Source organism: Shinella sedimenti, from assembly GCF_022601905.1.
Classification (GTDB): domain Bacteria; phylum Pseudomonadota; class Alphaproteobacteria; order Rhizobiales; family Rhizobiaceae; genus Shinella; species Shinella sedimenti.
In genome coordinates this window covers 490,550-513,364 of sequence record NZ_JAKVIN010000003.1, presented here as the reverse complement: position 1 = coordinate 513,364, position 22,815 = coordinate 490,550, and the positions used below count along the sequence as shown (strand labels likewise).

Annotated in this window: 22 protein-coding genes; 1 reads left to right on the top strand and 21 read right to left on the bottom strand. The window is 61.2% G+C overall.

Going from position 1 to position 22,815, the window contains the following annotated elements; translation table 11 throughout:
- Window positions 1-36: 36 nt before the first annotated feature.
- The 21 genes from MKI86_RS09910 to MKI86_RS09810 all read right to left on the bottom strand — a co-directional run bounded on the left by MKI86_RS09910 (window position 37) and on the right by MKI86_RS09810 (window position 20,350).
- Window positions 37-567, bottom strand: coding sequence for a hypothetical protein (locus MKI86_RS09910; protein WP_241600496.1), 531 nt, complete (start codon window positions 565-567; stop codon window positions 37-39).
- Window positions 564-932: a hypothetical protein gene (locus MKI86_RS09905; RefSeq protein WP_241600494.1), complete on the bottom strand. Its 369-nt coding sequence runs from the start codon at window positions 930-932 to the stop codon at window positions 564-566. Before MKI86_RS09905 ends, MKI86_RS09910 begins: the two co-directional genes overlap by 4 nt.
- Before the next feature lie 15 nt (window positions 933-947).
- Complete coding sequence (locus MKI86_RS09900; protein WP_241600491.1) at window positions 948-1,499, bottom strand: rod-binding protein; 552 nt, start codon at window positions 1,497-1,499, stop codon at window positions 948-950.
- A 269-nt stretch (window positions 1,500-1,768) separates the two neighbouring features.
- Window positions 1,769-2,167: a hypothetical protein gene (locus tag MKI86_RS09895; RefSeq protein WP_241600490.1), complete on the bottom strand. Its 399-nt coding sequence runs from the start codon at window positions 2,165-2,167 to the stop codon at window positions 1,769-1,771.
- Entirely contained in the window at window positions 2,167-2,919 is a 753-nt protein-coding gene (gene fliR, locus MKI86_RS09890; RefSeq protein WP_241600488.1) for a flagellar biosynthetic protein FliR, read from the bottom strand. The genes MKI86_RS09895 and fliR overlap by 1 nt, the downstream gene beginning before the upstream one ends.
- Window positions 2,916-5,003 (bottom strand): flagellar biosynthesis protein FlhA, encoded by a 2,088-nt coding sequence (flhA, locus tag MKI86_RS09885; protein ID WP_241600486.1) that lies wholly within the window; start codon window positions 5,001-5,003, stop codon window positions 2,916-2,918. Before flhA ends, fliR begins: the two co-directional genes overlap by 4 nt.
- A 146-nt stretch (window positions 5,004-5,149) precedes the next feature.
- The gene (gene fliQ, locus MKI86_RS09880) at window positions 5,150-5,416 is read right to left on the bottom strand and encodes a flagellar biosynthesis protein FliQ (RefSeq protein ID WP_241600484.1); all 267 of its coding nucleotides are present in this window, start codon (window positions 5,414-5,416) and stop codon (window positions 5,150-5,152) included.
- A gap of 9 nt (window positions 5,417-5,425) precedes the next feature.
- Window positions 5,426-5,842 carry a flagellar hook assembly protein FlgD gene (gene flgD / locus MKI86_RS09875; protein ID WP_256465730.1) on the bottom strand — a complete coding sequence of 139 codons (417 nt, stop codon included), beginning with the start codon at window positions 5,840-5,842 and terminating at the stop codon, window positions 5,426-5,428.
- Window positions 5,836-6,282: a flagellar biosynthesis repressor FlbT gene (gene flbT, locus MKI86_RS09870; RefSeq protein ID WP_241600482.1), complete on the bottom strand. Its 447-nt coding sequence runs from the start codon at window positions 6,280-6,282 to the stop codon at window positions 5,836-5,838. The genes flgD and flbT overlap by 7 nt, the downstream gene beginning before the upstream one ends.
- Window positions 6,279-6,626 (bottom strand): flagellar biosynthesis regulator FlaF, encoded by a 348-nt coding sequence (gene flaF, locus MKI86_RS09865; protein WP_241600480.1) that lies wholly within the window; start codon window positions 6,624-6,626, stop codon window positions 6,279-6,281. Before flaF ends, flbT begins: the two co-directional genes overlap by 4 nt.
- A gap of 38 nt (window positions 6,627-6,664) precedes the next feature.
- Window positions 6,665-7,720: a flagellar hook-associated family protein gene (locus MKI86_RS09860; RefSeq protein WP_241600478.1), complete on the bottom strand. Its 1,056-nt coding sequence runs from the start codon at window positions 7,718-7,720 to the stop codon at window positions 6,665-6,667.
- A gap of 3 nt (window positions 7,721-7,723) precedes the next feature.
- Entirely contained in the window at window positions 7,724-9,169 is a 1,446-nt protein-coding gene (gene flgK, locus MKI86_RS09855) for a flagellar hook-associated protein FlgK (protein WP_241600476.1), read from the bottom strand.
- 45 nt (window positions 9,170-9,214) lie between these two features.
- Window positions 9,215-10,510 (bottom strand): flagellar hook protein FlgE, encoded by a 1,296-nt coding sequence (locus tag MKI86_RS09850; RefSeq protein ID WP_241600474.1) that lies wholly within the window; start codon window positions 10,508-10,510, stop codon window positions 9,215-9,217.
- 99 nt (window positions 10,511-10,609) lie between these two features.
- Window positions 10,610-11,284, bottom strand: a complete 675-nt coding sequence (gene rem, locus MKI86_RS09845; protein WP_241600472.1) for a transcriptional activator Rem — start codon at window positions 11,282-11,284, stop codon at window positions 10,610-10,612.
- A 281-nt stretch (window positions 11,285-11,565) separates the two neighbouring features.
- Window positions 11,566-12,135 (bottom strand): transglycosylase SLT domain-containing protein, encoded by a 570-nt coding sequence (locus MKI86_RS09840; RefSeq protein WP_370879941.1) that lies wholly within the window; start codon window positions 12,133-12,135, stop codon window positions 11,566-11,568.
- On the bottom strand, window positions 12,068-13,423 hold the full coding sequence (gene fliK / locus MKI86_RS09835; RefSeq protein WP_241600471.1) for a flagellar hook-length control protein FliK: 1,356 nt from the start codon (window positions 13,421-13,423) through the stop codon (window positions 12,068-12,070). The genes MKI86_RS09840 and fliK overlap by 68 nt, the downstream gene beginning before the upstream one ends.
- Window positions 13,420-14,730 (bottom strand): chemotaxis protein MotC, encoded by a 1,311-nt coding sequence (motC, locus tag MKI86_RS09830; RefSeq protein ID WP_241600469.1) that lies wholly within the window; start codon window positions 14,728-14,730, stop codon window positions 13,420-13,422. Before motC ends, fliK begins: the two co-directional genes overlap by 4 nt.
- Window positions 14,731-14,734: 4 nt before the next feature.
- Complete coding sequence (locus tag MKI86_RS09825) at window positions 14,735-15,946, bottom strand: MotB family protein (protein WP_241600467.1); 1,212 nt, start codon at window positions 15,944-15,946, stop codon at window positions 14,735-14,737.
- Window positions 15,943-16,596, bottom strand: a complete 654-nt coding sequence (locus MKI86_RS09820; RefSeq protein ID WP_241600458.1) for a hypothetical protein — start codon at window positions 16,594-16,596, stop codon at window positions 15,943-15,945. The genes MKI86_RS09825 and MKI86_RS09820 overlap by 4 nt, the downstream gene beginning before the upstream one ends.
- 305 nt (window positions 16,597-16,901) lie before the next feature.
- Window positions 16,902-17,882, bottom strand: a complete 981-nt coding sequence (locus MKI86_RS09815) for a flagellin N-terminal helical domain-containing protein (protein ID WP_241600455.1) — start codon at window positions 17,880-17,882, stop codon at window positions 16,902-16,904.
- Between the two features lie 296 nt (window positions 17,883-18,178).
- On the bottom strand, window positions 18,179-20,350 hold the full coding sequence (locus MKI86_RS09810; protein WP_241600453.1) for a hypothetical protein: 2,172 nt from the start codon (window positions 20,348-20,350) through the stop codon (window positions 18,179-18,181).
- A gap of 407 nt (window positions 20,351-20,757) precedes the next feature.
- On the opposite strand from MKI86_RS09810, the gene MKI86_RS09805 reads away from it, so the two are divergent.
- Window positions 20,758-22,809 carry an O-linked N-acetylglucosamine transferase, SPINDLY family protein gene (locus MKI86_RS09805; RefSeq protein WP_241600451.1) on the top strand — a complete coding sequence of 684 codons (2,052 nt, stop codon included), beginning with the start codon at window positions 20,758-20,760 and terminating at the stop codon, window positions 22,807-22,809.
- Window positions 22,810-22,815: the final 6 nt, after the last annotated feature.

Here is a 22,815-nt window from a genome sequence, read left to right as displayed (position 1 = left end):
GCGGCCGGCCATATAGAAGCACTTTCCAAGGTCGGTTCAGTGACCGCCGCTCTTTTCCGCCGGCGCGACGACGGGGACCTCGCCCTTGACCAGGGTTTCGCCTCGCTTGGGCGTGGGATCCTGCACTGCGGCGGTCGTCAGATAATCGATCTGCTCGACATAGACCTCCTCAATGACGTCAGCGCCAAAACGGCGATTGAGCCCCTCCTTGACGACGCCGCGGAAAGCGTCGAGATCAAAGCGCCCGGCATCCGCCACGTCGATCATCTTCTTGCCGACAAGCAGCGTGTAGAGTTCGTCCGTGATCATCTCGGGCAGCGGCACGACCTGCTTGGCCGCCAGATCCTTGTTTGCTTTGTAGGCAAGTTTCGTCAGGAAATAGCCACTCACGCCGCCCTCGCCGATCACCGGAATGGTGGTCGTATAACCAGTGACGAATTCCATCGCCGCTTCGTGCTCCGCCGCGGCCGTATCGACCTTGGGGGCCGATGCCATCTTCAGCGAGAAATAGACCGAGGCGAGTGTGATGAGAAGCACCCAGACGCCTGTGCCGACGAGCTTGATCATGTACCGTAACCCAGGCGGAACTGTTCCTGCGAGTAGGTGCCGTCGGCCTCGAGATCCTGCACGGCATTCTTCAGGATACTGACGACCTCACGCACGGCCTCGAGATGGGCTGAAACGCGCTGCGCATTGGTGGCGAGCTTCTCGCGCATGCGGCCAAGTTCGCGCGAGAAGGTTTGCGGCACCTCGTCGGGCCGGACGTCGCGCGACAGCATGGCCAGTTCGTAGAGGCAGCGGCTCTTGTGCGCATTCGAGGTCGACAGGTCGAAATGGGGATCGGTGCCGATATTGTCGTTCTCGTTGTCGATGATCGTCTCGAGCCTACCGAGAACGGTGCGGATGCGCAGTTCGTTGTTCGCCTGTTCCATTGTCTTGCTCTCCGCTTATGCTTTCTTGTCGTCTTCCTTGATGCCGGGCGTCAGGTCGGCAAACGCCTGACGCTGCATGGACTGCACCATGCTTGCGGCTATCCGGTCGGTATCGTTCGTGTCCCTGGGATGCGAGGTAACCCCGCTTTTGCGGGCAAGGCTTTCGGCCAACCCGATGCCGCCGCCCTTGGCGAGCGCTTCGCCGAGCTGGTCGGCCATCATGCCGCGCCACATCTCGCCGGCCGTACCCTTGCCGTAAATCTCTTCACTTTCTTCGGGCATCATCGACTTCACGAAGTTCTGCAGCACCATCGTCTCGAACTTGCGCAGATGCTCCGGAACGGCCTTGCCACCGACCGCATCGACACCCTTCGCCGCCTGGCTCGCAACCGAATCGCGGTTGAGAATGCCGACGGCGGCCTGGAAGCCGGCTCCGGCTTCGGCAAGGCTCGTCGCCTCGAAGGCGGCGCGGTTGGACTTCAGCTTGGCCTGCGCTTCCTGGACCTGCGTCGGATCGGCCGCGCGCACGACATCGAGCACCAGATCACTGGGGGGTGAAATTGCCACGTCTCAGAACCTTTCGGGTGATCCTCAACTGCCGATCCCGTCCTCATGGCGGTTCACCGGCTTCTTGACCATACCGGACAGGCGCCCGCGCCGTATCACGGCAGCATCGGCGAACCTCTTCATCGTCCTGATGCGACTATCGCTGCTCAACCTTACGGGAGGCTGGTGCCGGATGACGAAGCCGTGACGTCGACGCCTGCGCCCTCCACTTTCGCGCAAGCTTGATGAGACGGCGGTAAATCATTCTTATTTACAGTGACTTGTGAGCGTCAGCTCTGCTCGCCTTTATAGGCAAGGTGCTGGTCGATGAGATCGTAGATCGAATCGTCGGCCGCCACGCGATCCTCGGCCTCGCGCGCCTCCTTCATGCGGTCTTCCATCCGGTCGCCCTTGGTGCGCTCGCGCACCACCCGCATTTCGTGCATCTGCTGCACGTTCGACAGCATCTGGTCCTGCTGCTGGAGCTTGTTGTAGTGGCCGGAATAGTGACGCGAGAAGGTGCGGTGCACCGGATTGAGCGAGTTTATCGCATCGACCACCGCATCCATCGTCTCGGCGATCTCACGGCGCTGGCTGGTCGTGGTGGCAAGGTCGATCTCCGCCATCTTCTCGAGATGGCGCTGCACGGTCACCAGACGCTTCAGCTTGTCGGAGCGGTTCTGCGCCATCACCCCCCCTGAAAGACCGGCATGAAACCGGCCACGAAGATCTGCAGCAGCGAGGAGACGCCGAAATAGAGGAGAAGCATGCCGCCGATGATGAGATAGGGCAGCGAGATGAAGTAGATCGGAATCTGCGGCGCCAGCTTGTTGATGAGGCCGATCGAGACGTTGAAGACCAGGCCATACAGAATGAAGGGGCTCGCGAGCCGCAGCATGATCATGAAAGTCTGCGACAGCGTATCGGTGAGCGTGATCAGCGCGCTCTGCGGATTGAAGCCAGCGCCAAGCGGCATGACGTTATAGGAATCGACCAGCGCCCGTACCACGACGTGATGGAAATCAAGCAGGAACAGGATGAGCAGGCCCGCGAAGGAGAGCAGGTTGGTCAGCTGGTTTTCGGCTGCGTCTTCCAGCACGTCCTGCGTCGGCGGCGCATTGAAGCCTATCATCATCGTCAGCACCGTGCCGGCGAACTGCAGGCCGAGCACGTAGTATCGGGCGATGAGGCCGATCACCACGCCTGTCAGCGTCTCGAAAACGATGAGTTTCAGATAGGCGTCGAGCGATCCTGAGGCGCGCGGGTAGATCGTGTCCCACATGATCGGCAGGATCGCCATGGAAACGGCCACCGCAATGAAGAGGCGGATCTGCATGGAGATACGCGCCGAGGAAAACCCCGGCAGCAGCATGAAGCACCCGCCGACACGGCAGAAGGCGGCGAACAGCGCCAGCACCGTGCCCTGCGGGTCCGTGATCATGAAATGGAGCCGAGAATCTTGATCTCGATGCCCTTGGCAAGCTCGACATGCGAGAGAACCGGCAATGTGGCGAAGAGGCGCTCGATGATCATGCGCACATAAGAGCGGGATTCGGGCGACGTGACCAGTACAAAGGGCGTTCCGCGGTCGAGAAACTCGCGGATAACCCGGGTGGCCTGCTCGGAAAACTCCTCGAGCTGGCGCGGGTCGATGTCGAATTCGACGATTTCGCCCTTCGTGTCGCGCTTGAGCGCCTGATGGAAGACCATGTCCCACTTGTTGCCGAGGCGCAGCACCGGCAGAACACCGTTCTCGGCAAGGTCCCCGCAGATCTGCTGCGACATACGGATGCGCACATGCTCGACGATCTGCTCGGTCTTGCGGACATGCGGGGCAAGCTCCGCCACGGCTTCCAGAATGAGATGCAGGTTGCGAATGGAAACGCGTTCTGCCAGCAGCAGCTTCAGCACGGCCTGGAGGCCGGAATAGGACATGTGCGAGGAGCAGATCTCGTCGGCGAGCTTGCGATATTCCGGATCAAGCCGTTCGATCAGCACCTTCACGTCCTTATAGGAGAGAAGCTGCGGCAGGTTGTTGCGGATGACCTCGGAAAGGTGCGTGAGAACGACCGACACGTTGTCGATGGGATGGAAGCCCTCGCGGCGCAAGTCATCGGCAAAGGTCTCGAGGATCGATACCGCCGGCATGCCGAACGCGGGCTCGCGGATATCGTCGCCCGGCACGCTCGGCTTGCGGCCGCCGCCGGTGACGACAAGCACTTCGCCGACGCGCACGATGTTGGAGGCGATCGTCGTGCCGTGGATGCGGATCTGATAGGACTTGTCGGGAATGGCGATGTCGTCCGAAACCTTGATCTCGGGCACCACGAAACCGTACTGACCGGCGAACTTCTTTCGCATCTTGCCCACGCGGAAAGCCAGTTCCTGGTGCGCGCCGAGAAGGCGCGTGGAAACCTGCTTGCCGAGAAGCAGCTCGATTTCGGCGGTCTTCAGCACAGACTTGACCGAATCCTTTTCCTGGTCGCGCGTCGCCTGAACCTGCTGGGCCTCCGCTTCGCGCTTGACCCGGTTCTCTTCCTCGATACGGCGCGGGATGACCCAGCTGCCGAAGGCCATAACACCGCCCAGCGCCGTGAAAGGAAGGAAGGGCAGACCGGGAATGATTGCGAGCAGGAACATGAGCGAGGAAGCGACGAGCAGCGCGCGTGGATAGCCGGACAGCTGGTTGATGACCGCCTGGTCCGTGGAACCTGCGGTGCCTCCGCGCGACACGATGAGACCGGCTGCGAGCGATACGATCAGGGCGGGGATCTGCGAGACGAGACCGTCGCCGACCGAAAGCTTCACGAAAACGTCGGCCGCTTCGGAAAGCTCCATTCCGTGGCGAAAATAGCCGATGATGATGCCACCGAAGACGTTGATGGACGTAATCAGAAGGCCGGCGATGGCGTCGCCGCGCACGAATTTCGACGCACCGTCCATCGAACCGAAGAAGGAGCTTTCCTCTTCCAGTTCCCGCCGTCGCAGCTGCGCCTGCTTCTCGTCGATCAGGCCTGCCGACAGGTCGGCGTCGATCGACATCTGCTTGCCGGGAATGGCATCGAGGGTGAAGCGGGCGCCGACTTCGGCGATACGCGTCGCACCCTTGGTGATGACGATGAAGTTCACCACGATCAGGATCATGAAGACGATGAGACCGATGACGAAGTCGCCGGACATGACGAGGCTGGCAAAGCCCGCGATCACGCCGCCGGCGGCGTCATGGCCTTCATTGCCATGGGAAAGAATGACACGAGTCGTGGCGATATTGAGCGCCAGACGGATCATCGTCGCGATCAGCAGGACCGTCGGGAAGGACGAGAAATCGAGCGGGCGCTGAATCCACAGCGAGACCATGAGGATCAGCACGGAAAAGGCGATGGAGAAGGCCAGCCCGACATCGATCATGAAGACCGGGATGGGCAGGAAGAGAATCGACAGGATCGTCAGGATGCCGACGGCGAAGGCGATATCGCGGCCTCTGGGGCTGACCTTCGGAATGCTGATTGCCGGTACTTGCGCCATCTGAAAGAATCCCGTCTCGTCATGAGAGGCTGCGCCGCGTCACACGCGTCGCCCATTTTCGCCGTCAGACGTACAGGTCGAAGCTTGCGCGAGGGTGGCAGGAGACGCGGAAACGCGCGAACCGGACGCGGCGGGGCAAAGCCGCGCTAGAACCCGGTCTGGATCCGGGAAAACACGAGATCGGTAAAGATGGAAATCTGGGCACCTATGAAGGGCGCCGAAATGGCGAGCGTGACCATGATCGCCAGGATTTTTGGCACGAAGGTCAGGGTCATTTCCTGTACCTGCGTCAACGCCTGAATGAAGGCAATGACAACGCCCACGAGCATGGCGGCAAGAACCGCCGGACCGGACGCCACGATGACCGTCCAGATGGCTGCCTGCGCGATATCGAGGGCGTCTGCCTCATTCACGGATGGGTTTCACTTTACGGTTACGCCGGGCCCGATGACAATCTTCGCGCCCGAATCAAGCATCGCGACAATACCGTCATTGTATAGCGTGACTTCCTTGACGACGCCAGAAATCGTGCCGTCATTGCTCGTGACCGTGCGCCCGATGACGGAGTTGGCTTCCTGCAGGGAGGTGCGCTGCAGCATGCTTTCCAGGTTCTTGTTCGTTTTGATGGTCTGCTCGACCTGCGAGAAGGTCGCGAGCTGCGCCATCTGCTGGGTCGCGTCCATCGGTTCGGTCGGGTCCTGGTTCTTCATCTGCGCCACGAGCAGCTTCAGGAAGCTCTCGTAGTTCAGCGTTGCCGTCTTGGTGTCCTTCGCCGATTCAGCGCCGGTCACCGTCGGCATGTAACCGGAGGACGTGTTGTTGTTGACAGCGTCTACCATGGTGCGATCTCCCTGCGGATCTGCTCGATCGTGGCCGGCGTCATCTCCTGGGTATTCAGGATGCGGTCCTCGATCGGATAAAGGCCGCGGATTGCCTTGAGGGCCTCGAAAGCACGGCCCTGCGTGACGAGGGCATCGACCCGCTTCAGCTCGGCGAGCACTTCCTCGTTCTTGAAGCACGACAGGAGCATGATCACCGATTTACGGAACATGGCGATCGACTGCTCGGCGCCTTCCGGATTGATAAGCGACATCTGCGCTATGAAATAGAGCTGGCGGAGCGGCGTGGTCGCCTGTTCCGGCTGCAGGACGTGGTTTTCCAGCAGGAAGGTCACATCGTTGAGGAACTCGATCGCGACCTTGCGATCAACCCTCAGAACCGCGCCGTTGACAAAAATGCGCTCACCCGACTTCAGCGATATACGCAGCGTACTTTTCATTTGAGGCCATCCTTGATGATGGTGGTAATATCGATAATGCCCTGGAAATTCGCGGACTCGCGTTTGCGGATCTTTTCGATTTCCTTGAGAATCCAGATGGCTATGGAAATGAGGTTGGCCCTGAGCTCGTCTTCCAGCTCGTTCTCCGGGTTGCCGAGATCCTCGATAAAGCGGATCCAGACGCGTCTGGTGAAATAGACGGCTTCCACCGCCTCCTTGCCGTAAGTACCGGCGGCCACCGCGGCTTTTAGAAGCGCAATCGACCGCTCGAGCACCTGCCGTTCCCGATCCTTCGAGACGGCAACGCCCTCCTCCATGATCTCGGCATATGAAAACTGGTACATTCAGACATCCTTCATGTGTGTCCGTACCCTCTGATTCATCAGAGGTAGTTCAGCAGACTGAGATTCTGGATTCTCGACGTCAGCGTGTATGCAAGGGAAAGCTGCGACTCGAGCGTTGTGACGCGTGTCGCGGCGGCATAGGTATCGATGCCCTCCATGTCCTTGATGCTTGTGGTCAGGATGGTGATTTGCGCGTCGAGCGAGGTATTGGCCTGGGTCACCCGCGACTGCGAGATGCCGAGCTTGGACCTTTCGCCGTCCACGCCGGAGATAGCGCGGCCCATGTAATCGATGGCGGAATCACTGACGACCTTGCGCGAGGCTTCGCTAAGGCCGATCGACAGCAGTTCCTGGCCAATGACCAGTCCAAGCGCCAGATGCCGCATGCCCGTGGCATTGACGTTGGTCGAGCTCTGGACGGTCTCTGCCGCGCTGATACGGCTCTGCATGTTCTCGTCGGCGGCGTTCGACCAGTCGGCCTGCCAGTCGGGCCCCATGAAGGTCGTTTCAAGATCGGCGATAAAGTCCTGCATGTCGGCAGGCGTGATGGTGGAAACGCCTGGGTCGGTCTGCGTAAAGCCGAAATGCGTCAGGAAAGCCTGGTCGAAGGCGACCTTCGCGTCGCTCGGCGGCGTATCCTGGAGATAGTCCTTGAGCGGCACGACGTCGGAATTGATGCCAGCGAAGAGATATTCGCCGCTGAACGAGGTGTTCGCCGCCGCCGTAAAGGTGGAAAGCGCATTTCCCATGTTCTGCTGCGCCAGTTCCAGCTGATCGGAAGAAGTCATACCGGAGAGCGCGATCAGCACTTCCATTGCGTCGTTGGCCGCGGACGACATCAGACCGAGCGCCTCCTGCGAGGCGGCGAGGCGCTGGGTGGTCAGGGCGTTGGTGCTCTTCAGCGATTCCATGCGCTGGAGGTCGCGGTGCAGGTCGAGGGTGCGCGAGGTCTTGGCGCCGAGAACCGCGCCGACATCCGCATGACGGCCGGTGACCGTCTCCTCCTGCAGCTGCAACATCTCCTTTTGCGCGCTTGCGACCGTGATTCGCATCGCATTCTGCAGGGACATGTTGGAAACGAAAGAAGTCTTCATAACTTAGCCCGCCGCTTGGAGAAGCGCGGTGATCATTTCATCGACCGCCGCAACCAGTTTCGCCGATGCCTTGTAGGACTGCTCAAGGTCGAGAAGCAGCGCAAGTTCCTCGTCAAGGCTGACGGATGTCACACTCTGCAAGGCTTCCTGCGTGCGGGCCAGCAGCGCGTTCTTGTCGTCGGCGGCCGTCGTCGCCGCGCTGCGCAGCTGCTCCAGCCAGCCGACCGAACCGGTCGCGAAAGCCAGCAGCGATGCGTTCGTGTCGATGGCCGCGGCCGGATCGAACGTGACCGGTGTCTCGAACGCTGCCGCATAGTTGTTCAGCAGCACCGAGAAGCTGGCATTGTTGTCGATATTGAAGGTCTCGTTGATGCCATCACGCAGCAGCTTGGCGTTGCCGCCCTGGTTGGTGATGACAGCCGGATTGACCTTGATGACCGTCGAAAGGCCGGGGACCACCGCATCGACGCTGAGATCGTCGCCAACGGCAACGCCATTGCGGATGAACAGGCCGTCCATGACGCCGCCGGCCGTGTTCTCGGAGAACATCGTGATCAGGCTGCGAGCGGTTTCGTCGAGTTGGGCCTGGAAGGTCGGAGCGGCATGGTCGCGGATCTGCAACAGGCCGGCGATGGTGCCGCGTGCGCTGGTGTTGCCTGCTGCACCCATCTGCACCGGCACGCCGTCGATGAGGACCTGGTTACCCGTCACGGTGGCGGTGTAGGTTGTCGTCGGAACGAAGCTGACGGCTCGCGCCTCGGTCTCGAACAGCACCGTTCCGTCACTGGTGTAGAGCGCCAGATCGTTGTTGGTGCGGTTGACCGTATTGACGCCGACGATGCCGGAAATCTGCGTCAGAAGCTTGTCGCGCTGATCCAGCGCGTCATTGACGTCTGTGCCAGCCGCCGTGCCCTGGCGGACCTGATCGTTATAGGTCTTGAATTCCTTGAGAAGCCGGTTGAGTTCCTTGACCGCCGTATCGATGTCGGCATCAGCTTCCGAACGCAGCTTCTGGAGCGCTTCGGACGTGCTGTTCAGCGACGTCGCGACATCGACCGCATCCGCCACAACCGTTTCGGCGAGCGAGACTTCGTTCGGCTTGTCCGCGAAGGTCTGGAGATTGTCACGCAGCTTGGCGAGATAGGTGGAGGGGGCGAGCTCGTAGTCCTCGCCGCCCAACATCATCTTCATGCGCGAGAGGCCGGCGAGAACCGTATCCTGAGCCGAAGCCTTCGAGATACTGAGCAGGTTCTGCTTCAGGAGCGCTTCGTTCTGCGCCCGCTGCGTTTCGACGACGGTGGCACCGGAGGTTGCCGTGGCGAGGACCGCCGCACGGCGCGCATAGGCCGGGTCGCTTGCATTGGCAATGTTCTTCGAAACGACGGCCGATTGCAGGCCTACGTTGGAAAAACTTGACTGAGCAGTCTTCATAGCTGCTGTAAGCGACATCAGTTCTACCTAACTTTCGAGTGCACGCCGAACCGTCATGCCACCTTATCTCTTGAGGTTGACGAGGACTTCCATGAGTTCGGAACCGGTCTGGAAGACCTTCGAATTGGCCGTGTAGTTGCGCTGCGATTCGATCATGCTCGTCAGCTCTTCGGCGATATCGACGTTCGAATCTTCCAGCGCGCCGGACAGGATCGTTCCGAAGCCGCCGTTGCCGGCATAGCCCATGACGATGACACCCGAATCGTTGCTCTGGGAGTAGACGTTGCCCGCAAGCGGCTTGAGGTTGTCGGGGCTCTGCACGTTCGCCATGGCGATACGGTATTTCGGAGCCAGGTCGCCGTTTTCGTACTTGAGATAGACAATACCGTCGTCGCTGATCTCGTAGCCGGCAACACCGCTGGGGCCAATGCCGTCGATATCGCCCTTGGCCGCGAATGCGGCTGCGAGCTGCGTGCTGCCGCCGGTCGCGCCGCCGATCGAAACCGTGAGCGACTTCAGCACGGCGCCGTCGATCGGAAGCTCGTCCAGAACGAGGTCTGCAGGGCTTGCGGGCGTCTCGAGCTTGCCTTCCGCGTCGAAGGTCATGGTCTGGGGCGTCGCGTCATCGACGCTGGCCACGATGGCGGGCGGCGTCGCACCGCTCATCATGTCGTAGATGTCACCCGTCTCGGGATCGGTGTAGGTGACCGTGACTTCCCATTCGCTGGTCGGGGGCGGGCCGGCGGTCGTGCTGACTTTCGTGTAGTTGAAGTCGAGCTTGCGCGTGTTGCCCAGGCTGTCATAGGCGACGAGCGACGTCGCCTTCTTGTAGCCGTCAGCCTCGTTCGACGGCAGATTGACATGCAGGTAGCCCTTTTCGGACGCCTTCACGTTCAATTCGCCGGATGCGAGGTTGATCTTTTCGAGACCTGCAAAGCCGTTGATGACAACGGTCGGGTCTTCCGTCGACGAGTAGGGATAGCCCATCAGCGTGAAGCCGGCCGAGTTCTTCAGCGTGCCGTCGCTCATCGGGGTAAAGGCGCCGGCGCGGGTCAGATATTCGACACCATCAGAACCCTGGACGATGAAGAAGCCCCGGCCGTTGATGGCCAGGTCCGTTGCCGAGGTAGTGTAGGTGAAGGTGCCCTGCGATGAAATGGAGTAACGGACATCGGTGGTCACACCACCGGAATTATAGGCGCCGCCGGTCGTGGGAAGAATCAGCGAAGAGAACTGCGTCGCGGCCTTCTTGTAGCCCGTCGTGTTCGCGTTCGCGATGTTGTCGGCAACCGTGCTCAGGCGGTTTGCCTGAGCGTTCATGCCGGAAACACCCGTTCTCATCGTGCCGTAAAGACTCATGTCAAATCCCCGTTCGTCTCGTCTTAGCGACCCTATGGGACGGGCCTTGCGTGAAGCTGGCTGCCGGGGTCCGCCTTCCCCGCCCGCCGGCGGTGATTTTTAGCTCTGCCAATCGATGCAGTAGCCAAGGAAGCGCTTGGAATCGATCGGGTCGAAACCGAGCTTCTTACGCAGTTTCTTACGCAGCTTGCTGATGTGGCTTTCGACGACGTTCTCTTCGACGTCCTCATCGAAGATGCCGTAGATCGCATTGAATATCTGGGACTTCGAGAGTCTGCGGCCGCGGTTGGCGACCAGATATTCGAGGATGCGGCGCTCACGGCGCGGCAGGACGAAGACGTCGCCGGAAATTTCCGGGTCGCGGCCATCCGAGAAGACGCGGATCGGGCCGATGTCGGTATGGTTGGCAAGTGCCTTGAGGCGACGCCGGATGGCCGCCGCACGGGCCAGGATTTCACGGGGGTGAACCGGCTTGCGCACGACATCGTCGACACCGCTGTCGAAGAAGGCGAGCGTCGTTTCCAGGGACGGCGTGTCGCTGACAGCGATCACCGGAGCCTGTGAGCGATCACGGATCGCCCGCGGCAACTCCATGGAGAGTTGGCACTGGCCGATCAGGAACGCTTCAACCGCGTCGATATCGGAATCGGCAGCGGTGTTCACCCACTCGCCGAATTCACGGGGATCGAACCCCGTCGAGGGCACGCCCTCGCGACCAAAAAGAGAAGTATAGCCGTCTTTAACGAGCTCGCGCTCATCAACCACTACGATCATTCGTCCGCCTCCGAATCAGTGTGGTGCTTCGTTAAGGCAGTGGTACGAATCGGGCGAATCAGCAGCAACTAGAGGAAGTGAGTGGGTGGAATTAACAGTTGATTAACCAATGCGTGCCGATTTGATCTAGATATAGTGGCTATGGGTACTGATCACCACAATTTTCTCGTGGAAAAGTTAACAAAGGTTAACGCGCACCCTTGGCCTGCCCAAAACATGGCACATTCCCGCCACATTGCGGCACACCTCATATCTGAGCAAAAATTCAACCTTTAGTCGAATTACTGGCAGAACTGTTTCGCGTTCTGCGTCCAGCTTCCGTAGCCGGTTGCAACCAGATTCGCGATCACTCGGCAGACATAACGCTTTTGCGCCGGGTCGTTGTTGGGACCGGCGTGATAGCGTGCCACGGCCATCGTCCAGGTCTCGTGACGAGCATGCAGCCTGGCGAGGAATGCGGCGGCATATTCGACATTCTTGCGCGGGTCGAACATCTCTGCCGGTGAGGTAAAGTGCTCACCGTGGAAATGATGGTTTATCTGCATGCAGCCAAGATCAATCAGCTTTGCACCGCGCCCCCGAGCCGCCTGAAAAACCTCGAGCGCCTCCTCACGGCTGCGGCCAAAATAGGCCTTGCCTTCGATGTTGAGCGCGAAAGGCTGAAGCGACCCCTTCCTGCCGGTTTCCGTCAACCCTACCGAGTAGAGGATACCGGCCGGAATGTCGTATTTGGCGGCTGCCGCAAGGATCTCCCGCTCGCAGCTTCCAACCGCAGCCTTCGCCTCAGAGATAGACGCCGCCAGACCGATAAGACTGGCTGCCAGAAAGGCCAGACGCGTTGTCCGTCGTATTGTCCTCACGGGAGCCTCCCTGCCCTGCAAACGTGCCTGAACCTTCCCCACCGCCCTGGCGGCCGTCTTCACGCGCCTGCGGCTGGTTGGAGAATTGCTGCTGCTGATCCGCACCGCCCTGCGCATTGGCGCTGCGGTCGACAGGCGAAAGCTGAACGCTCACCTGATCCACTGCAAAGCCCTGCGCGCGCAGCGCGCGCACAATGGCGTCTTGATCGTCGCTGAGCTGGCGATAGGCCTCGCCCGTCTCCACCTGCAGCGAAACGACCAGCGCGTCGCCATGCAGGCGTAGCGTCGCCGTCACGAGGCCAAGCTCGATCGGGTTCATCTGGATCTTCAGCGTATTGACCACCTTGCCCGTGGCGGCCTGTTCGTGACCGATACCGCTCGTCGCACTCAGAGAGGTCACCCATTCGGAATCCTGCGTGATCGCCGTCGTCACGGCAGCCGCATTGCTGGTCTGCGCCAGGCCGATATAGCGGCGCGCCTCGACAACGGTGACACCCTCGCCGCGCGGTCCCGTGGGATTGGCGTCGCGCAGCGTTGCGCGGTCACCCGAACCGGAAAGGCTCAAATCGAGGTCGCGTCCCTTGCCATCGGCGCGCGCGATCCGGAAAAGCTTGTCCGTCTCGGACTGCGGCAGCTCGCCACCATCTGTGTCGGCGAGTTCCGAAGCGTCGCCCTTTACGGTCGAGTCGGCAGCTACACCTGCCTTGCCTCCCGATTTCGCTGCTGGCTCGGCTCGTCCCTCATGTGCGGCGGCGGAAATGGATTTCCCGGCACCGGCCAAAACAGCCTGCGGCATGGTATTTTGCGCGCCGAGCATTTCGAGAAGGTTGCCGACATCGGTCTTGTCTGCGCCTTCTGCCTTGGCACCGGGATGGTCTTCGCCCTCGGCCGGCACGGTGTTTTCATCGCTTTCGCCAGTTCGGGCCTTGCGACCGGACGCGCCGGCCCCAAGAAGTGCCGCAACCTTCTCCTCGAAGGAAACGCCTGCTTCCGCCTCATCCTGCGGCTTGCCCAGTGCACTGGCGAGCGCCGTCATGTCGCGGCGGCCCACCTTCACGCGCGGATCGGCAGCCTCGTCCTCGCCCTGCTCGCCCTTGCCGGAGATCGATATCCGCCCGCCCTTCTGACCGCCCTGACCCTCGCGCCCATGGAGGCTGGCGATGGCATGCGAGAAGCCGTTCTCTTCCGAGCCGCCGGCGCCGTTTCCGTCGCCTGCCTTGCCCTTGCCGGGAACAGGCCCCGACGCGATGCCCAAAACACCGCCACCGATCGTGCTCATGTGCCTTCTCCCTCCAATAGCTTGTCGATCTCGTCCAGCTTCGACCGGCCACCCGACACGAAGCTGTCGAAGGCGGGGTCGACGCCCGCCTGCTCTTTCTCGACTTTCGCGTCTTTCTCCGGCTCTGCCACCGCCGCCGCGTCCGTCGACGTCTCGGTGGGCCGAGCGGCCGTTTCCGCCGCGTTCAGGCTGTCATAGGAAGCGCCCTCGCCCTCCGGCACCGTCGTGACGACAGGCTCGGTTTTCTGGGCCGAGGCGACCGGCTCGCGCAGGACCTCTTCCGCGACAGCTCGCGCGGCCTCTTTCAGGGCGCGGTCCTTCACGGAAAGCTTTTCGTCCGGAATGGAGACGATCGTCTCCATCGCCGAGGCGACATCGCCCGACGGCACCGACGCCAGACCCGAATAGAGATCCGCCAGAGCCTTCGGCACGCTTTCGCCATCTCCCGACAGGATCTGGGCGCGCTCTGCCGCCAGCGACGCGAGCTTGTTCTGGCCCGAGATGGCGGCAAGCCGCGCCATGCGCAGATAGACTTCCCGCTGGCGCGGCACGTCCATGAACGACAGGACCTCGAGAATATCCTTCTCGTTGAGCTTTTCGAAATTATCGACCGCCAGTGTCACGAAGAGATCGGCGAACTGGCTGGCATAGGGCGAGCGCAGATATCGACGGGCATAGCGATTGGCATAGCCCATGCTCCGGTCGATCCAGCCGGCCTGGCTGGCGATGTAGATGGAGCGGCGCAGCGCCGCCTCCTCCACAATGGTGCCGGGCGCAACGAGGCGCGCCCAGTCAAAATAACTCAGGGCCAGCGCGGGGTCCTTGCGCAGCACGGAATTGGCGGAAACGAGTGCCAGATAGGGGCCGACCCGCGAACGCTTGTACTCAGGGAAGATTTCGGCCAGCGACTTCACGCTCTGACTGCCGGTCCCGCTGAGATAGTCGCGCAACGCATCGGTGAGGCGGGAATCGAAATGGCCTTCGACGTCCTTCTTGATCAGGAATTCCAGCGTCTCGGGATTGCCGCCGCTCATGGCATAGACCAGCGCGGCATCCACATTGCGGGGATCGTCGAAAATCGCAGGCTCAGCGGTGCGCAGCCGCGCGTCGATGGTCGTCAGCAGGAAGCGCTGCATCTCCATGGCCGAGTGGTCACCGAGCACCACCGTATCCTGCACGAACTGCAACGACCGGATCATCTTGTAGGGCGCCAGATCGTCAGGGCTCTCGGCGCGCGCGAGCGCAGCGGCTGAAAACGCAGCCGCCAGAACCGTTCCCAACAGAAGGAAGCGCCCGAATGGCTTCATCGTCTCAGCCACCCTCGGCCTGAATGAGGATTTCGATACGGCGGTTGGCGGCAGCCATCGGGTCTTCAGCGACCTGCAACCGGCGATCGGCAAAGCCGGTGACCTGGCTGACGCGCTTTTCCTCCAGCCCGCCGCGCACCAGCATGTAATAGGCGCTCTGCGCACGATCCATCGACAGCCGCCAGTTGTCGTTCTTGCCGCCGGCAAAGGGACGCGCGTCGGTATGACCGCGGATGGCGATTGCGCCCGGCCGTCCTTCGAGGATCTTGCCGATCTTTTCCATGGCCAGCACCATCTCCTGCCGCGGCACGGCGGAACCGATATTGAACATCGGTGTATCGAGCTGGTCGGTCAGGCTGACGAGAAGGCCGCCTTCGGTGGGTGTGACGGTCAGGCCTTCAGCAAGCTTGCCGATCGCCCCGATCTCCTTGGCAATCTGCTGTTTCAGCTCGCTCGCCTGCTTTTCCTCCGTCGCTTTGACCTCGTCCGCCTTCGTGGCCTCTTCGGCCTTTGCCTGCGTTTCGGCATCCGCCTGTTTCAGCGCATCCTGCACGGTGCGGTCGGTATCGACGGCAGCCATCTGGGTGGCGGACTGGTCCTTGTTTGCGCTTGCTTCACTGCCGGCATCGGTCGCCTGCGAGATTTCCACCTGCTGCGTCCAGAAATCGGGATCGAACGGGTCGCGGTACGCCTCGCCGCCGTTCGCGCCGGTGGCCGGGCCGGAATTTGCGGCGCCGCCGTCGCCCTTGGCGCTCACATTCGCCTGCTGGCCGACTTCCTGCGCGATTTCGGACAGGACGGAATAGGGATTGTTGAAGAAGTCGGCCTCGGAATACTGCGTTTCCTCGCCAGCCGTCGTCTTCTTATCCTTGCCGCTTTCGGCGCCGTTGCCGCTTTCCTGCTTCTGGCCCTCTTCCTTGGACTTGTCCTGCGTGGCTTCGCCTTCGGCGGTGTTGGCGGGTTTCTTGACCGATTTCTCGGCCGGCTTGTCGTCGGTGAGCTTTATGGGATTGAAGTAGGAGGCGACAGAGGCCTTCGTTTCCTCGTTAGCCGCATTGACGAGCCACATGACGAGAAAGAATGCCATCATGGCCGTCATGAAGTCGGCATAAGCAATCTTCCAGGCGGCGGAATGGTGATCGCCGTCATGGTCGCCATGGCGTTTGACGATGATGATCTCGTTCTTGCCGTGGTGATGATTTTCGCCGTCGCTCATCCAAGCACCTTGCTGACGGTCTCGGCCCAGGCGGCCATCCGCGTTACCAGAACGGCGTCACCGAGTTCCACCGTCAAATCCACATCCTGCACTTCGACGTGCCGGAAGACCGGTGTCGGCTCGTTGAAATGCGATTTCAGCTGGTCAAAGAGGTCTGCCGGCCCCTTCACCGTGATCGTCACGCCCTCGCCGTCCTGCAGGCCTTCCGCAATGACGCGAGCGAGATCGGAAACCGCGCCCTGCGTCAGGACCTGGCTCATGACCGGTGCCAGCACTTGGGCGGCCTGGGCGGCAACGCCATCGGCAACCTCGGCGGTGAAGGCGGAGAAACGTTCGGCCAGCGCCTCCGCATATTCCTGTTCGTATCGCACCTTCAGCGATTCGAGTGCTGCCTGATGAGCGCTTTTCAAGGCGGCCAGTTCGGCCTCATGCCGGGCCAGGAGTTCCGCCTCGGCAGCCGATTTCCCCTGTTCGAACGCCTCAGCCCGCTCGGCCTCAACGTCCACGGCGGGCAAGGCAGGCGCGATGGCAAAGGATTCCGTCTCTGCGGTTCCATCCCGCTGCGCGAAGCTCGACGGCTTGAAAAGCGGCGCCGGCGGGCGGGCGGGTGCGCTGAAGTCCTTGAGATAGCGGGCGAGATGCACACTCATGCCGGCCCCCGCGAAACCGCATTGTGCCCGATGAACGCGCAAAAGGCCCGGCGGGGAAACCGCGGACCGCTTGAACGCTCGCTCTCGAAAACACTTGTACCTGACAACACCGGTGACCTGTCTCCTGGACATAGCGCCCTCCGGGAGGCGGAAAGCGCACAATCTTCCTGATCGTGCCATCGAGCCTAGGGGTTCAAACTTGTGCGAGGATGAAGGGTGCTGGGCCGCGCCAGGGCAAATAGCGCGACCCAGCCGCCCGTCCCGGCCGATGACCAGCGGCCGGGCGGATGGAAACCTCTTTGCTCTTACTGGCGGAAGAGCTGAAGGATGTTTTCGGCGCTCGAATTGGCGATGGAGAGCGACTGGATGCCGAGCTGCTGCTGGGTCTGCAACGCCTTGAGGCGGGTCGATTCCTCGTTCATGTCGGCGTCCACCAGACGGCCGATGCCCTTGTCGATCACGTCGCCGAGCGTGGCAACGAAGCTTTCCTGCATTTCGATGCGCTTGGTGATGGCGCCGAGCGTGGAAGCCGCATTGGTCAGGTCCTTGAGGATGAAGTCCGTGACGCTGATCATGGCGTCCAGTTCCTCATAGGTCGTGTCGTTAGTGATCTCGATCTCGGTGCCGGTGTCGGGCGTGGCCGAGTCGATCGTCTTGCTCATGTCGATCAGGTAGTAGTCGCCCGTGAGCGCCGTCGGATCGGATGCCAGCGTCGAGGCGTCGATCGCCTTTGTCAGATAGCCGTCGGCGGGGTTCTCGACATCGATCAGCACGGAATTGGCGGTATCGAAGTCCAGCGTGGCGACCTTGACGTTACCGTCGGCCGAGCGGACGAAGGACGCCACAACAGACTTGATGCCGAGCGCATCGGTGCCGGCATTGTAAAGCCAGTTCTCGCCGGAGAAGGACGCGGACTGCGCGGCCGAGACCAGCTGGTTCTTCAGTTCCTTGATTTCATCGTTGATCTTCGTCTTGTCGACGCCGGGCTCGCGGGCGGCGACAAGCTTCGCCTTGATCTCGCTGAGCACGTCGATGACGTTTTCCAGAGCCGTGTAAGCGGTATCGACCTTGGCGGCGCCGAGGCCGAGCGCGTCGGCGACGGTGGAGATGGCGCGGTTGTCTGACCGCATGGTCGTGGCGATCGACCAGTAGGCGGCATTGTCGGCGGCGGTTTCGACGCGCAGGCCGGAGGAGACGCGCGCCTGCGTCGTCTGCATGTTGGTGTCGATGGAACGAAGCGTCTGCAGCGCCGCCATGGCGGCGGAGTTGGTCAGAATACTGGTCATTGGCACTTGCCCTGAAATGAAGTGTCGGGGACATGCCGGAGTGAGGCGGGACCGGTAACGCGGAGGGGCTTCATGCATCCGACGCGCTTGTTTGCCCTGGCGTCGGTCCAACGTTCTTAAGCATTGGTTAACGAGGAATGGTTAACAAATGGTTAATGCCGTTAAGGAAAGCTTAAGGGAGATTACGGAAGCGTAAACTCGAACGTCATCAGGACGGTGTGCATCTCTTCGCGTGCGCAAAACAAAAGCGGCGCGACCGAGGTCGCGCCGCCGTATGTTTGAAGTCAGGCTTAGGTTTAGTTGCTGTTGTTTGCAGCGTATTCCTCGATGATCTTGAGCAGAACGTCGCTGGCCATTTTGGTTGCCTGCGTGCTCGTGAACTCGTTGAACTGCGTCGGGTCCAGTTCTGCCAGCTGCCCGATCTTCAGGCCCGAGATTGCCTTGTCGCTGATCAGCGCAAGGTCACCCGCGGTGAAGCCCGCCAGGGCCGTGGCCGTGAAGCCGCCCACCGCGTTGGCAGTCAGCTTGCCGACCTGCGTGGCCGTCAGAGCCTCGGCCTGTGTGTCATCGAAAGCACCGGTCTGCGAGCTGGTCAGTGCTGCAACCTGCTTGTCATCGAGTGCAGCGATCTGGGCCGTCGTGAGTGCCTTAGTCTGGTCTTCCGTCAGTGCACTGATCTGCGTCGCCGAAAGCTTCGTGATATCGATAACAGCGATCTGCGCATCGGCATCAAGCGCCTTGACCTGAGTGGCCGACAGCGCGCCCACCTGAGCCTTGGACATCTTTGCAACATCGAGAGCAGCGACCTGGTTATTTTCGTCGTTCTCGTCCGGACCGGTAAAGGCCTTGATCTGCGTCGCCGTTAGGCCGTCGACCTGATCCTGGCTCATCCCGGCAACCTGCTCCACGGTCAGGGCAGCGATCTGCGTGGTGTTCAGCGCAGCAATCTGTGCCTTGGAGAAAGCCTGGAACTTGGCCAGGTCTCCATCAACCAGGGCCTGAAGCTGCTCGCCGCTCAGGCCTTTCATGGCTTTGACACCGATCTTCTTGATCTCGTCGACGGTGAACGTCGCGAAGTCTTCCGCGGAGATGGCGCCCAGTGCGTCGGCGCTCAGCGCGCCGACCTGTGCTTCCGTCAGGTTCGTGGCCACCGTTCCGCTCAAGCCAGCGGCCTGCTCCTTCGTCAACGTCGCGATCTGCGTCTCTTTCAAGAGGCTGATACGCGTGTCGCCGATGGCCGTAATGTCTGCCGCTTCCAGCTTCGCCATGGACTTTGGCGCGATGGCCTTGAGTGCATCGTCGCTAAGATCCTTGAGGGTACCTGCTGTAGCGAGCGCCTTGATCGCGTCGGCGTTCAGCGTTGCGACCTGCTCCTTGGTCAGCTTTGCAACCTGGGTGTCGATGAGTTCACCCAGCTTGCCGCCGGCGGCGAGCGCTGCAATCTGCTTCGGCGTGAAGGTCTCAATCTGCGTGTCGTCGATGTCCTCGACATTCAGGGACTTGACCTGAAGGTCAGTTAGACCTTTGATTTGCGTCGCATCAAGTGCCTTGAGCTGCTCTGGCTTGAGTTCGCTGATCTGAGTCGGACTCAGTGCTGCGATCTGCTTGGCCGTCAGATCCTTGATGCTGCTGTCGCCAGCATTGGCGGGCGCTTCCAGCAGGTCCGCGATATTGACCTTCTGGATCTGGGCTGCTGTCAGAGCCTTCAACTGCGTCGTGGTCAGCGCCTGAAGCTGCGTGTCCTCAAGTTCACCGATCTGATCCGGGGTGAAGGAGGCGATCTGCTTGGTGGTCAGTTCCTTGATCTGGGTGTCACCGAAAGCCGAAACCGAGATCTTTTTCAGCTGATCGGCTTTCAGGCCGTTCAGCTGCTGGCCGCTGAGGGCATCGATCTCGGTGGCCGAAAGATTCTCGAGCGTTTCAGGCTTGAATGCGCCAATCTGGGAAGCAGTCAGGCGGGTGACCTCTGTACCGGCGGCGGCGCCACCAAGGACGATAAGCTTCTTGACGTCGTCCTCACCAAGCTCGGCAAGAACCTTGACACTGATGGCCTCGATTTCACCGGCCTGGAACGTGGCGTCTGCGGTATTCAGGACCTTTGAAATCGCGTCCTTGTCGAGTCCCTTGAGCTGTGTTGCGGTCAATGCCGTAACCTGCTCCTTGCTCAACTCTTCGGTGCCCTTATAGATCGCGTTGATCTGTGCTGCGGAGAATAGGTTTACCTTGTCGCCGATTGCTACGAGCTGGTCGGTATCAAGGCCACCCGCGGCAGCGGCCGATACGGCCTTCCACTGCGCGGCAGTGAATTCCTTGACGCCATCCTTATCGAGGGCAGCGAGCTTTTCGCCATCGAGCGTCTTGATCTGTGCTGCGGACAGCGACTTTACGTCGTCGGCCGTCAGACCTGAAAGGACGGTTGCGGAAAGCTGTTGGAACTGGGCGGGCTTCAGGGCGGAAATAAGCGACATCGTATATACCTCGGTGCTTGGCCAAATGTGATTCTTCGCAAGACACAGCCGCAGCATGAGGACAACGGTCTCTCATGCTTGCTCCAAGGATCGCTCCGGACGTGCGAACGCCAGGAATCCCGCAAGACGAAGAATGTTTAAGGAGGACATGGCTCGCACGAGCCTGCGCATCGGGGCGTCATGCTTCCGGGCGCTTCGAATGAGCCCGATCCCTATGCCAGCAGCCGCGAGTATCCGCGACTGGTGCCAGTGTTAGGATACAACCTTTAATTTCCCATTAACAGCGCATGCCATGGTCCCTGAATCGAACAGTGCCGGCCAGCCAGAAGCAAGTCTGGACGGCTATGACGGCAAAACTCTCCTACCGCCCAGATAGGGCCTGAAAGGCCGATACCGCACAGGACGCCATGACTGCCAACTCTCCCGTAAACGCCGCGCCAGGCAACCCGCTTCTCGAGCTCATGGCGCGCGCGCGCAACCAGCAGCTTCCGCTTGCCGACCTCTTCCAGTCTGCGGAGAACCTATCGGCTGCCGGGCATCGACCGGCGGCGGCGGAGATCTACAAGCTCTGGATCGCGTTCAACGACAAAAATCCCCTGCTGCATCTCGCCTATTTCAACTATGCCGTTACGTTGTCATCGCTTGGCGACACGGCCGGGGCCATGCATGCGCTGCGCGCTGCGATCCGCATCGAACCGCAGTTCGGCCAGGCCTATATCAATCTCGGCAGGACGCTTGAAGATTGCGGCCTGATCGGACCGGCCGTCGAGCAGTGGCAGACCTATGCGGATGCAACCGCCGACGTCACGCCGGATCGAATCAGCCATCGACTGCTCAGCCTGCAACATATCGGGCGCGTGCTTGAGGGAGCGGACAGGCTGGAGGAAGCCGAGGCCGCCCTCTGGCAGGCGATGGAACTCGCGCCGACGCGGCCTGAGGCGGCGCAACACTGGATTTCGCTGCGGATGCGCCAGTGCAAGTGGCCGGTCCTGCAGCCTTCGCTCTATGTAACGCCGAGGCAGTTCATGGAGGCGATGTCGGCGATGTCGATCGCCTGCTATGCCGACGATCCTCTGTTCCAGATGGCCAAGGCCTATCGCTATGCCCGCACCACCGTCGGCCGCCCGGCCGATCTGGCGGCGTTCAGTCCCAAGCCGGTGCGACAGAAAACCGGCACGCGAGAGCGGCTGCGCGTGGGGTACCTCTCCTCCGATCTGCGCCAGCATGCCGTCGGCTTCGCGCTCAGCGAAGTGCTGGAATTGCACGACAAGGAAAGCGTTGAAATCTACGCCTATTACTGCAGGGAGCCCGCGCCCCTCGATCCGACACAGGAACGCATCCAGCGGGCCGTCGATCACTGGCGTGACATCGCCAAATTGAGCGACATCGACGCTGCGCGACTGATTGCCGATGACGAGATCGATGTGCTGATCGATGTCAACGGCTATACGAAGCATGCGCGCACCGCGATCTTCGCCTACCGGCCGGCACCCGCGATCGTGAATTTCTGCGGCTATCCCGGCACCATGGCGAGCCCTTACCACCAGTACATGATTGCTGATGAGCGCATCGTGCCGCCGGAAAACGAGATTTATTATACCGAGAAGGTTCTTCGCATCCCCTGTAACCAGCCGGTGGACCGCGCGCGCTTCGTCAATCCTCGTCCCACACGGGCGGAAGCGGGGCTGCCGGAAGATGCGTTCGTCTTCGCGAGCTTCAACGGCATGCAGAAGATTACCGCCCCCTGCTTTGCGCGATGGATGACAATTCTGAATGCAACACCGGAAAGCGTGCTGTGGCTTCTCGCCGGCGACGACGTTGCCAACGAGCGCCTGCGCACGCGGGCAGTCGAGAGCGGCATCGAGCCGGAGCGCATCATCTTCGCCGGCAAGGTGCAGAACCCGGACCACCTCGCCCGCATCGGGCTTGCCGATCTTTTCCTCGACACCTTCCCGTATGGCGCGCACTCGACCGCTGCGGATGCCATCACGCAGGGTCTGCCTGTGCTGACGGCGGCAGGCAAGAGTTTCGCTGCACGCTTCTGCGCCAGCATCGTGGCGGCTGCCGGGATTCCCGAGCTGATCTGCGATGGGCCGGACGAATATGTGCGCACCGCCATCGCCCTAGCGCAGGATCCGGCACGACTTTCCGATATCCGCCGCTCGCTTGAGAAGCAGCGCGACACCTGCGCGCTACGCGACACGCCCGCGCTCGCTCATCGACTCGAGGCGATCTTCTGGCAGATCCAGGGCGAGGCGGAACGAGGCGAAATGCCGGTGCCGGATCTCCGTAATCTCGACATCTATTACGAGATCGGCACGCAGCTGGCCGCCGCGGAAATCGAGTTCGAGGACGATGCAAGCTATCGCGCGCGCTACCGGGCCGAGCTCGCCGCGCTCGATGCCTATGCACCACTTCAGCCGGATGCGCGCCTGTGGCCGGCTGAAGCCGCGACCTGAAACGGG

Bases quoted from the DNA above. Each gene is read 5' to 3' on its own strand.
- MKI86_RS09825 (WP_241600467.1), bottom strand. From the start codon at position 15,946: ATGAGCGACGGCGAAAATCATCACCACGGCAAGAACGAGATCATCATC.
- flgD (WP_256465730.1), bottom strand. From the start codon at position 5,842: ATGGTAGACGCTGTCAACAACAACACGTCCTCCGGTTACATGCCGACG.
- MKI86_RS09910 (WP_241600496.1), bottom strand. From the start codon at position 567: ATGATCAAGCTCGTCGGCACAGGCGTCTGGGTGCTTCTCATCACACTC.
- motC (WP_241600469.1), bottom strand. From the start codon at position 14,730: ATGAAGCCATTCGGGCGCTTCCTTCTGTTGGGAACGGTTCTGGCGGCT.
- MKI86_RS09895 (WP_241600490.1), bottom strand. From the start codon at position 2,167: ATGGCGCAGAACCGCTCCGACAAGCTGAAGCGTCTGGTGACCGTGCAG.
- MKI86_RS09850 (WP_241600474.1), bottom strand. From the start codon at position 10,510: ATGAGTCTTTACGGCACGATGAGAACGGGTGTTTCCGGCATGAACGCT.
- MKI86_RS09820 (WP_241600458.1), bottom strand. From the start codon at position 16,596: ATGAGTGTGCATCTCGCCCGCTATCTCAAGGACTTCAGCGCACCCGCC.
- flgK (WP_241600476.1), bottom strand. From the start codon at position 9,169: ATGTCGCTTACAGCAGCTATGAAGACTGCTCAGTCAAGTTTTTCCAAC.
- MKI86_RS09905 (WP_241600494.1), bottom strand. From the start codon at position 932: ATGGAACAGGCGAACAACGAACTGCGCATCCGCACCGTTCTCGGTAGG.
- fliR (WP_241600488.1), bottom strand. From the start codon at position 2,919: ATGATCACGGACCCGCAGGGCACGGTGCTGGCGCTGTTCGCCGCCTTC.
- flbT (WP_241600482.1), bottom strand. From the start codon at position 6,282: ATGAAAAGTACGCTGCGTATATCGCTGAAGTCGGGTGAGCGCATTTTT.
- MKI86_RS09810 (WP_241600453.1), bottom strand. From the start codon at position 20,350: ATGTCGCTTATTTCCGCCCTGAAGCCCGCCCAGTTCCAACAGCTTTCC.
- rem (WP_241600472.1), bottom strand. From the start codon at position 11,284: ATGATCGTAGTGGTTGATGAGCGCGAGCTCGTTAAAGACGGCTATACT.
- fliK (WP_241600471.1), bottom strand. From the start codon at position 13,423: ATGAGCACGATCGGTGGCGGTGTTTTGGGCATCGCGTCGGGGCCTGTT.
- flhA (WP_241600486.1), bottom strand. From the start codon at position 5,003: ATGGCGCAAGTACCGGCAATCAGCATTCCGAAGGTCAGCCCCAGAGGC.
- flaF (WP_241600480.1), bottom strand. From the start codon at position 6,626: ATGTACCAGTTTTCATATGCCGAGATCATGGAGGAGGGCGTTGCCGTC.
- MKI86_RS09805 (WP_241600451.1), top strand. From the start codon at position 20,758: ATGACTGCCAACTCTCCCGTAAACGCCGCGCCAGGCAACCCGCTTCTC.
- MKI86_RS09815 (WP_241600455.1), bottom strand. From the start codon at position 17,882: ATGACCAGTATTCTGACCAACTCCGCCGCCATGGCGGCGCTGCAGACG.
- MKI86_RS09860 (WP_241600478.1), bottom strand. From the start codon at position 7,720: ATGAAGACTTCTTTCGTTTCCAACATGTCCCTGCAGAATGCGATGCGA.